The sequence below is a fragment of the Schaedlerella sp. genome (assembly GCF_056796775.1).
Window position 1 is genome coordinate 39,213 of sequence record NZ_JBQIKP010000037.1, and the last position, 10,100, is coordinate 49,312.

The following is a 10,100-nucleotide window of genomic DNA, read 5'->3' on the forward strand; positions in this document are numbered from 1 at the left end:
GTATCTGATTCATTACTAATCGCATCCAGTTAAGCCGTGAATTATAACTATAACTATAATCAAAAAATTTCCGTATTACAAACGCTTGCTTTAAGCACACAATAGTAATATAATAGACATATAAAGAGTGAAAGGAGATGTATCTATGGCACTGGCAACTTTAACCGCACGAGTAGATGAAAATGATAAAACCAGCTTTGACACATTTTGTTCCAATGTCGGTTTAAATACCTCCACTGCTATTAACCTTTTTGTGAAAGCAGTCTTACGTGAAAATCGGATTCCCTTTGAAATTACACAGTCACCTGATCCTTTTTTTTCTGAAGCAAACATCGCTTATGTAAAAAAATCTGTACAGGAACTGAAAGCCGGAAAAGGGAAATCCCATGAACTGATCGAGGTGGACGATGAGTGAAAAAATATGGTCTGATGATGCCTGGGATGATTACCTCTACTGGCAGACACAAGATAAAAAAACAATAAAACGTATCAATCAGCTTATCAAGGATATTGAACGAAATGGCTGTATGAATGGAATTGGAAAACCAGAACCTCTGACAGGCGATTTGCAAGGGGAATACAGCCGTCATATCAATGATAAAGACCGCCTTGTGTACCATATGGAAGACGAACGAATTTATATTGCACATTGTCGAGGCCATTATAAAGAAACGTAGTTTATCTGGCAATGAGGCTGGTCATCCTCTGACCAGCCTTCGTCTTTTTCCCTAATCGGATTCCATATTTCCCAAGATTACTCTTCTTTCGTAAACCGTTCTTCCTCCGGATATTCCTTCTTTTTCACAACCACGCAAATGACCCCGTAGCATACAACGATAATCGCCGCATAGATGGCCGCATAGATATAACTGCCTGTCAGCTTCCACAATGCGCCTGTCCCCACAATGCCTCCCAGCACTGTAGAGGAAAAAGCGTTCGTACCGGTAACCGCTTTTCTTGAAACCTCCAGCTTCCTTTCCCAGACCAGCCGCGCCAGGCCAAATACGGGAAGGATCATAGCAAACATATACAATAGACGTTCCGCTTCCATAGCGACTCCTTTCTGCCGCGTAAAAACGGCTGAAACGAATTGAAATTTGTTACGTTCATTTTACTCTGAACCGCCGGATATGCGGGACAGAAATTCCTCGTACCGCAGAGGGATTCCAAGCAGGATCTAAACCTGAGCGGCAGGCAGATGCTACAGAAGCTCCTGCATAACGACTCTGCATTTTTTCTTATGACATGCAATCCCATATTTCAAAACAGGCTTACATCCCTTTGCCTGAAGCAGCGCTGTATAGTTCTTCTCTTCCATCCTGCCTCTCATTTTCAAAAAACTGTTCTAAAATCTGTTCTGAAAATATATTTCTGATTTCTGTATTTGGAATTATGAGCTGCCGCTTTCTACCCTGGGCTTTTCCGCGCTGTGTCAGATATCCGGTCATAAACAGCACACTCCACATATTTTCAATCGAGTCATACATTTCTTTATAGGTCAGTTTATCCTGGATGGTCATTGTTACAGCTTCCCCATCCATCAGCCGCTCAATCTGCCGCTTCACCGTAGCAGGCTTTGCCTTCGAAAGAAATGTATGGATGATATCATTTCCGCTTGTGTTCATCCAGTATTCCTGCGGACATGCTTCCGGATTCTGGCACAGGTCATCCACATAACAGATTACGTCCCACGGGCAATATACATCCGAATTGCCGAAATGATACCCGTCATACCAATCCTTTACCGTGCCATACTGTTCCGGGAATCCATAGTGGTCAAGCAGGCGCCGGACCTCATGATCCGTAAATCCAAAATATTCATCGCACCTTACATCTGCTATAGAAAATATCTTCGGATTGTTCAGCCCTGTAAAAATACTCTCCTTTGACACGCGCAGACAGCCGGTAAGTACCGCAAAATAGAGACTGTCATTGGTTTTCAGAGCCTGCTCAAAGATACTGCGGATCAGCGATGCCATTTCTTCATAATATCCGCTCTGCTGTGCCTTTGCCAGAGGAACATCATACTCGTCAATCAGAATCAAGGTTTTTTTACCAAAATGTTTGTACAGAAGCCTGGATAATAAAGCCAGCGACACCATCACCGTTTCCTGTGTTTCCATCCTCAGCAGTTCAAAATAATTGCGCTTGTCTGTCTCCGTTAATCTGTCGCTGTCTGCCAGAAGCTGATACCGTTCGGCTTCCCTTTTCAATTCATAGCGCAGCATTCCTTTTGCAGTCTGAAAATCCGCTCCTTCAATGCCCTTAAATGTGACGGAAATCACTGGAAATTTTCCCATATACCTTTCGCACAGCGCATGTTCCCCTGAAATTGCAAGGCCGTCAAACAGTTCTTTTTTTGCGCCTGTTTCAAAAAAACTTTTCAGCATACTCATATTCAAAGACTTTCCAAACCGCCTTGGACGTGTAAAAAGGTTCACTTTTCCCCATCCTTCCAACAAATCCCTGATCAAATTTGTCTTATCGATATAATAAAAGCCTTCTGTACGGATCTCTTCAAAACTTTCGATGCCAACAGGCAGTTTGATTTTTAATTCTGCGGACATACCGGATCACCTTCCTGCTATCATGCCTAAATCATAAATGCTGTCCCTTTTCTTTATCATGTCACAAGAAGTATCTATTGTCAACCTGATTTCCTGTAACCGCTGAACCGTATAACTTGCACGTTACAGGTCACACCTTGACCAGGCGTGCCCTGTAACTCAGGCCGCCATTTAAAATTGCCTTCGGCAATGGGCGGCCTGAATCCCAGCTTTTATGTGCATCCTCCCGACCAATCAGCATGGTGTCTGGTCGGGGTGTGACATGTAACGTGAACAGTTCATAAACCACGTGAAATGCTGTGAAATTCTTGAATTTAAGATACAAAAATGATATGATAAAGGCACAAAAAGGAAGGAAATAAGATATGGCAAATATATATGACGGAGCATTCCGGACAATCCTGAATGACTGCCGTAAGCTGATTATCCCCGTAATCAATGAAATTTTCGGTGAAACATATACAGGGGATGAAGAAATACGATTTTTTCCCAATGAACATTTTTTAGACCAGCAGGACGAAGCGGACAAGGAACGGATTACGGACACAAATTTTACGGTTTTCGGGAAGATACCAAAGAAATACCATGTTGAGTGTGAAAGCAGCCTGCCAGATGGGAAAATCACGATAAGGCTTTTTGAATATGACGCACAGATAGCTCTTGACGAGGGCGAGGTTACAGAGGAAACGCTGACTGTGACATTTCCCAATACGGCGGTTCTGTATTTACGGACTTACAAAAAGACGCCGGACAAAATGAAATACGTGATTGTCACACCGGGAGGAACAGTTCAGTATGATGTGCCGATTATGAAAGCGCAGACCTATTCACTGGATGATATTTTTGAAAAAGGTCTGTTGATGCTGATTCCGTTTTATATTTTTTCACATGAGAAAGGGTTTCCAGAGTATAATAGTAATGAGCAGAAACTGGTAGAATTGAAAGCAGAGTATCAGAAAATTTTAGAAAGGCTTGATGAACTGGAACAGCAGGGAGTGATTGGGGCGTTTGACAAACGGACAATCATAGAGCTTTCCAGAGATGTAATTAAAGAGATTGCGCAGAAATATGAGAATGTACAGAAAGGTGTAGGTGATATGATGGGCGGGGCTTTGATTGAAACAGAAGCACGAAAAATTTTGAACAAAGGCATAAGTGAAACAAAAAAGGAAACTGCACTTAGAATGCTGAAAAGAGGAAAAATGACGGTTGAGGAAATTGCTGAAGATTCAGGTCTTAGCGTTGCGGAAGTGGAGCAACTCGCAGAACTTCAGTCAGTGTAAAGTGATCGTGTTAGAATATATAAAAAACGGTAATTTGATTTTGATGAAACTATTCATGGCATATATACTTGCTTTATTGGACTGCTGCCCAAATTATTTAGCACAATATAAGTATAAATCCAAACCACTTTTTCCGCATCTTTTACATGTGCAGATTTTGAATAAAGTAGTTTGGATTTTTTTGTACGGACAGTGAAATATTAGAGCTAACTTATTCCGAATAATCCATAAGCTCTCAGCACCCGACTGCGCATGTCTCCTCAGGTAATTTCTGTTTTTCTTCACAAATAAGCCATATACGATTTCTTGCCTGTCTGGCATAAAACTCATTTCCATCCGCTGAGTTCTTAATAATATCAAATGTATGCGCAATGTTTTCATCTATTTTTATCAGCCTCTATATCCCACCATTCTCCAGCAATTTCTCGAAAGAGGATTTCTCCGGCAGCGGCAGCGTAAATCTCTGTTTCAGCCACTCTCCCGCCAGATCCGCCCATTTTGCCGCGTCCGGATATACCTGCGACAGGGATTCTGCCGAAGACTGGTCCGAAAGCGCCAGACCATGGGGGCCTTTCTCAAAGATATGCAGTTCAAACGGAATCTTCTTGTCTGCCAGCGCATGTGCCATCCGGATCGAATGCTGCACCGGAACCAGTTCATCCTCTGCCGTTGCCCACAGAAAGACAGGCGGCATATGCTCCGTCACATTTCTTGCCGGACTCACTGCTGCCAGAATCTCATCCGAAGACTCCGCCTCTCCCAAAAACGCCGTATTGGAAGCCGCAAAAAATGCCTGATCCATGGGACTGGCGCCCTTTACGGCCTCTTTCATGTAGATATAATCACTGAGCATATACCCCAGGATGGCTGCCGCAGGGCGGAACAGTTCCTTCTCTTTTCCGAAATGTCCGCTGATCATATCCGTATGCCAGTTTGCCGCATACATTGCGGCATTGTGCGCCCCGGCAGAGAAGCCGCAGATCGCGATTCGGTCTACATCCACCATCCACTCCCTTGCATGCTCCCGCACGATCAGCATAGCCTGTCCGATCTCCCGCACAGGCACAGGATTCTGACAATGTGCTTTCGCTGTCAAAGGCTTCGACAGATCCGGAAACGCGCCCGTGCCTTCACAATACGTAGAATATCTCAGTACAAACGCATGATATCCCATGGAGGCAAATTTTAACGCAATCGGCTCCGCCTCACGGTCCGAGCAGTTAAAATATCCGCCGCCCGGGCAGATGATCACTGCCGGCCGGTCTTTCCCGTTCAGAAGCTCCGGGGAATCCTGCAAGATGTATGTTGTCAATGTAACATCCTTCCTGTCGTCATATAAATAGATTACATTACTCTGCATCGCTTTTTCTCCTTTTCTTTTTTACAGAACAAAACCGCGCAGCGCCTGAGCGATCCTGTTCCAAACATTGCATATACAGTCAGCGCCAAATGGCTCTAACCCATATCCGTCACTCCACAGCCAGCTCCGACAATTCCTCAACCGCCTGCCACAGCTTCTCCGGCTCAAAAGGCAGAAATCCTTTATGGGAAATATCCTCCAGCGTATTCGCCCCCAGCTCCGGATCGCCGGACGCTGCGATTCCCGCAATTGCAGGCGCATATTTTGCCAGCACTTTCATAGCATTTCCATCCGCCGCGATTCGGTTCAACGTGGTATCCTTGCTGTATGGCTTCCGGTAATCCGTCTCCGGCACATAGCAGTATTCATAGACCCCCGCCCCCAGTGTCACGCTCTTTTCCTGATAGCCCGGAAGCTCCACAACCGCCTCACAGTTGAACGGCACTTCCACCTGCACGCACATCTTTCCGTCCCTGCAGATCTCATAATTGCAGACATAGTTTCCAGAAACCGAATTGTAACTGCATTCCATTTTTCTCAGGCGGATGTCCGGATGGGGCGCGATCACCGCTTTTGCAAATCCCGGCTCCAGCGGACGGATGCCGGCTGCGTAAGCGTATACAAATTCCATCACGGAGCCGTAAGAATAATGGTTCAGGGAGTTCATCCCGGTGTCGCTGATGGTCCCGTCCTCTCCCACAGAGTTCCACCGCTCCCAGATGGTGGTAGCCCCCAGGTTGACGCTGTAGAGCCAGCTTGGGAAACCTTCCTTTAAGAGAAAATCATAGGCCAGCTCAAACAATCCGGCTTCCGCCAGCACGGTGCACAAAAGGGGCGCCCCCACGAAGCCGCATTTGATCTGATGGCAGTCCTGCATCAAGCGCTGCTTAAACTGGCCGATCATCTTCTGGCGATCCTTGTATACATGGAATTTCAGCGCAATCACATAAGCTGCCTGGGTATCAATGGCAAGCCTGCCGCTGGGTGTATAGAACTCCCGCAGAACCGCTTCATAGATCTTCTCCTCCAGCTCCTGATACCGCTTCTCGTCCTCCGTTTTTCCCAGACGCCCGGCCGCCTCCCGGACGATCTGCACGGAGCGGTAATAGTAAACGGATGCAATGAAGTCGTCGTTGGTGCTGCCCTTGAAGCTGGTAGGCGTCGGCCCGTCCAGTGCCAGCCAGTCCCCGAAATGAAATCCGAAGTTGTACAGGTACTGCCTGCCGCCCCTGACCGCGTCCTGCCGGTCGATATACTCCACCCAGTCCCGCATCATCGGGTAGCAATACTCCAGCTCTTCGGCGGTTCCGTAATACTGATACAGCACATAGGGGACAAATGTGGCCACATCCCCCCACACGCTCCCGCAGTCCGGCTTGTGTCCGATGTTGGGCACATAGTTGGGAATCCCGCCGTCCAGAAATCTCTGCTCATCACGCAGATCTTTCATGAATTTGTGGAAAAATGCCCTGGTATCCATATGGTAGCTTGCCGTAGGCGCAAAGACCTGGGCATCGCCTGTCCAGCCCAGGCGTTCGCTCCTCTGTGGGCAGTCCGTGGGCATGTCGATGAAATTGCCTTTTAAACCCCACACCGTATTTTCATACAGGCGGTTGATCTTCTCATTGTTTGTCCGGATATAACCGGTCCGCTCAATATCCGAATACAGCACCTTTCCTGTAAACGCTTCTTTTCTGCATTCTCCCGGCCATCCGGTGAGACGGATATAGCGGAATCCGAAAAATGTAAAATGGGGCCGGACTTTTTTCGCTGTGCCGTCAGAAATATAGGTAAATGTGGATACTGCGTCCCGGTAATTGCCGTGGTAAAAATTCCCCTCCTGCAGGATCTCTGCACATTCCAGCGTGATCTTTGTCCCCTTCGGAAACGCTGTGTCAAATTCCACAAATCCGGCAAAGTTCTGTCCGAAGTCCAGCACGGTTTCTCCCGCCGGGGTGTGAATGATCTCCTGTACCGCCAGTTCTTCCATGGCCAGCACCGGAAGACTTAAGCGATCCATGAGGTGACTCTTCACCAGATTTTTCGTCCCCTCATTTTCCTCCGGATGCTCCAGGACATTCACCGGTTTCCATGGGTTCTCCTTCCCCTCCCAGAGCAGTTCATTATAGATTTCCCCGTCATAAATGCCGGAATCCTCGATCATAGAGCCTCTGTATTCCCAGCTTCCGTCCGTACAGATGAGATCCTCTGTGCCGTCCTCGTATTCGATGTGCAGCTCCCCGATCGCCGCCATCCGATCCCCGTAGTTGTGTTTCTGCAGCTCCAGGCCGAATACGCCCATGTACCAGCCTTTTCCAAGGAGAAATTCCAGCGTGTTTTCTCCCTGCGCCAATCCTTCCGCCGGGAAGGTCAGCACCTGGATGTTGGTCTCATACTGGGTCACATAAGGCGCAAGATATTCCTGCCCCAGCTTTTCCCCGTTCATATACAACTCGAACAATCCTACGCCGGTGCCGTAGATCCTGGCCCTTTTAACCGGCTTTTCCACGGAAAATACTTTGCGCAGCACCGGGTGAAAGCGGTCCTCTTTTTTCGCCGAGATCCACTGTGCCTTCCACGGCTCCTCCATCTTTCCGGTCTCAAATACGTATGTGCCGCTGACCGCCGAATCCCCCTGGTCCCCGGTCACCGCGACCCGGTAATAATATGTAGTCCTGGGCTTAAGCTCCATACACAGGGTTTCCCCCTGCTGCTTTAAGTCCGCGCCTTCCTTTGTGAAAATTATTTCGCAAAAATCTTCATCTGCACTGACCTCTATTTTCACATTTGCCTGTTTTTGACTCTTCGCATGTGTTACTTTCCACGAACAGATGATACTGTCCATGTGGAATCCCACCGGATTATTTACTCCATTGATTTTTAAATCCTGAATCTGCATTTCTTTTCTCCTCTCCTCTTCTCCCCAAATCTGCAATCTGCGGATATGGGAAAAGAGTATCCCACCGGTCGATCCCTGTGAAATACTCTCCATTCCCGTCTTTCCATCCGCAATCGGATATCAATACTATTCTGCTCCGTTTGCTTCGTGCTCTGCCGCGATTTTCTTCTTCATCTCCGCAATCTCCGGGAAATATTTCTTCAATGGATAGAAGATCATGATCACCAGGATCGCAGCGGAAACCAGCGCCGGAACGAGAAAACGAACCATATTGGTACCCGTAACTGCCGTCTGGGACTGTCCGAACGGTCCTAACTGCGCGTCGAATCCGCAGATCGCCAGAATTGCCAGCATACCGGAATTGGTAATGGTATTGCCGCACTTCTGCGCAAATCCCTTCACGGATGAGATGATGCCGTTCAGCTGTTTTCCTTCCTTGAGCATAATGAAGTCAATCGTATCATTTACAAGCACATTCACCAACGCGTTTACCATAGAGCCTACTGCCGTTGCCACAAAGGACAGGATACAGCAGTACATAAAGTTCATACGCCCTGTAAAATACAGGATTACATAGCATATAATCGTCAGAATCTGTGAAATGATCATCGCCTTATATCCTGTCTTGAACTTTTTCAGGAAAATCGGCATCAGCACTACCATGGAAATCAGCGCGCCCATGGAGATGAATCCCATATAAGTGGAAATGGTGCCTCCGATCGTTGCCCCGATCGCCGCCTCGTCCATCGTCGCAAAATCGACTCTTTGCCCTGCCAGAATATACTGTGCATAATATACGGAGGAGGTGAACATAAATCCATAAGAAACCGCTGCCAGACACCATACTACCATCACCGGCCAGATTTCTTTATGACGGAACACGTAAACCAGCTGCTTCAATCCGCCTTCCCCTTTTTCCTTCGGCATGACATAGCGTTCTTCCGATGTCTTGTACAAGCCCCAGAAGGAAATGATCGCGAATACGGCGTAAAAGCACATCAGGTTCCGGTAGCTTCCGAAGATTTCAACCAGCTGTGTGGAAAATGTAGAAGCAATTGTAAACATCAGAGCACATACGCCAGCGCCCTTTGCGACCACATCATTGCGCTCCTCATCGTCCAGCGTCATAGCCGGAAGGATTGCCATCTGCGGCATGGTATATGCCGTTACGATCATCCCATAGAACATGTAGGTAATGCACACGTAAATACATTTTTTCATCGGGCTTCCCTGGATGAATCCCGGGTTGCTGAACAGCAGGAACATATCAACCAGCAGAAAGATCGGTGTAAATGTAAACCAGGTGCGGTACCGCCCCCATCTCGGTTTTACCGTATCACAGATCACTCCCATGATCGGGTCATTGATGGCATCCCACAGGGTACAGATCAGCAAAATAACCGACAACTGCGCGGCCGTGATTCCGATGGTCTCCTGTACATACAGTGAAAAATAACTTGCGATTGTCGCCGCGATCGCCATTGCGCCGCCATTTACGGATGTGGCATGGAACCAGATAAATGGTTTGCCGAGTTTCCCTTGCTTTGCCTGGGTTTTTGTTACTTCATTACTCATTTGCTTCATTCCCTTTCTCTTTATTTGATACAGGGTCAATTCTTTTTTCCGCCGCCCTTCCTCACATGCGGCCGGCAGTCCTTCCTGTTCGCTCCCTGTATCTTATAAGCCTATGATACACAATGGGAATCCCTTTTTGAATGTAGTTTTTTCATATGTACCCGACGTTTTTTACCATCAATCTACTTAAAATCGTACAAATCCGGCGCTTTTTCATATTTTCCCGACATTTTTTCATATCCGCTGCAGCCGCGCTCCGGCGCAAGTGTGCGTCAAGACGCACACTTTTCTTGTTCTATAGGAAACTTCTCCGAATTTTGGTAAGTAGGTAAGTCCCTTACGGGGCTTACCCCTCTCAGAACCGGACGTGCAGCTTTCCCGCATCCGGCTCCCTGCAAAGCTAATACATCTACAAC

8 protein-coding genes are annotated in these 10,100 nt (G+C 47.2%); 3 read left to right on the forward strand and 5 right to left on the reverse strand.

Annotated features, from left to right (window positions below; translation table 11 throughout):
• Window positions 1-145 precede the first annotated feature (145 nt).
• Both ACTOY7_RS15570 and ACTOY7_RS15575 read left to right on the forward strand, forming a co-directional pair.
• Window positions 146-415 (forward strand): type II toxin-antitoxin system RelB/DinJ family antitoxin, encoded by a 270-nt coding sequence (locus ACTOY7_RS15570; protein WP_016296914.1) that lies wholly within the window; start codon window positions 146-148, stop codon window positions 413-415.
• Window positions 408-677, forward strand: a complete 270-nt coding sequence (locus ACTOY7_RS15575; RefSeq protein WP_160283358.1) for a Txe/YoeB family addiction module toxin — start codon at window positions 408-410, stop codon at window positions 675-677. Before ACTOY7_RS15570 ends, ACTOY7_RS15575 begins: the two co-directional genes overlap by 8 nt.
• Window positions 678-754: 77 nt before the next feature.
• Here the strand turns inward: ACTOY7_RS15575 and ACTOY7_RS15580 are convergent, their stop codons facing one another.
• On the reverse strand, window positions 755-1,051 hold the full coding sequence (locus ACTOY7_RS15580; RefSeq protein WP_482671051.1) for a hypothetical protein: 297 nt from the start codon (window positions 1,049-1,051) through the stop codon (window positions 755-757).
• A gap of 220 nt (window positions 1,052-1,271) precedes the next feature.
• Window positions 1,272-2,567: an AAA family ATPase gene (locus tag ACTOY7_RS15585; protein WP_482671052.1), complete on the reverse strand. Its 1,296-nt coding sequence runs from the start codon at window positions 2,565-2,567 to the stop codon at window positions 1,272-1,274.
• Between the two features lie 365 nt (window positions 2,568-2,932).
• Between ACTOY7_RS15585 and ACTOY7_RS15590 the strand changes: the two genes are divergently transcribed.
• Entirely contained in the window at window positions 2,933-3,850 is a 918-nt protein-coding gene (locus tag ACTOY7_RS15590; RefSeq protein WP_482671053.1) for a nuclease/transposase family protein, read from the forward strand.
• Between the two features lie 397 nt (window positions 3,851-4,247).
• On the opposite strand, the gene ACTOY7_RS15595 is transcribed toward ACTOY7_RS15590, so the two are convergent.
• The 3 genes from ACTOY7_RS15595 to ACTOY7_RS15605 all read right to left on the reverse strand — a co-directional run bounded on the left by ACTOY7_RS15595 (window position 4,248) and on the right by ACTOY7_RS15605 (window position 9,693).
• Complete coding sequence (locus ACTOY7_RS15595) at window positions 4,248-5,210, reverse strand: alpha/beta hydrolase (protein ID WP_482672234.1); 963 nt, start codon at window positions 5,208-5,210, stop codon at window positions 4,248-4,250.
• A gap of 109 nt (window positions 5,211-5,319) precedes the next feature.
• Entirely contained in the window at window positions 5,320-8,202 is a 2,883-nt protein-coding gene (locus ACTOY7_RS15600; protein ID WP_482672235.1) for an alpha-L-rhamnosidase, read from the reverse strand.
• 33 nt (window positions 8,203-8,235) lie between these two features.
• Window positions 8,236-9,693 carry an MFS transporter gene (locus ACTOY7_RS15605; protein ID WP_394683665.1) on the reverse strand — a complete coding sequence of 486 codons (1,458 nt, stop codon included), beginning with the start codon at window positions 9,691-9,693 and terminating at the stop codon, window positions 8,236-8,238.
• Between the last annotated feature and the right edge of the window lie 407 nt (window positions 9,694-10,100).

Excerpts from the sequence above, each read along its gene's own strand:
- ACTOY7_RS15570 (WP_016296914.1), top strand. The coding sequence starts at position 146 with ATGGCACTGGCAACTTTAACCGCACGAGTAGATGAAAATGATAAAACC.
- ACTOY7_RS15575 (WP_160283358.1), top strand. The coding sequence starts at position 408 with ATGAGTGAAAAAATATGGTCTGATGATGCCTGGGATGATTACCTCTAC.
- ACTOY7_RS15580 (WP_482671051.1), bottom strand. The coding sequence starts at position 1,051 with ATGGAAGCGGAACGTCTATTGTATATGTTTGCTATGATCCTTCCCGTA.
- ACTOY7_RS15585 (WP_482671052.1), bottom strand. The coding sequence starts at position 2,567 with ATGTCCGCAGAATTAAAAATCAAACTGCCTGTTGGCATCGAAAGTTTT.
- ACTOY7_RS15590 (WP_482671053.1), top strand. The coding sequence starts at position 2,933 with ATGGCAAATATATATGACGGAGCATTCCGGACAATCCTGAATGACTGC.
- ACTOY7_RS15595 (WP_482672234.1), bottom strand. The coding sequence starts at position 5,210 with ATGCAGAGTAATGTAATCTATTTATATGACGACAGGAAGGATGTTACA.
- ACTOY7_RS15600 (WP_482672235.1), bottom strand. The coding sequence starts at position 8,202 with ATGGAGAGTATTTCACAGGGATCGACCGGTGGGATACTCTTTTCCCAT.
- ACTOY7_RS15605 (WP_394683665.1), bottom strand. The coding sequence starts at position 9,693 with ATGAAGCAAATGAGTAATGAAGTAACAAAAACCCAGGCAAAGCAAGGG.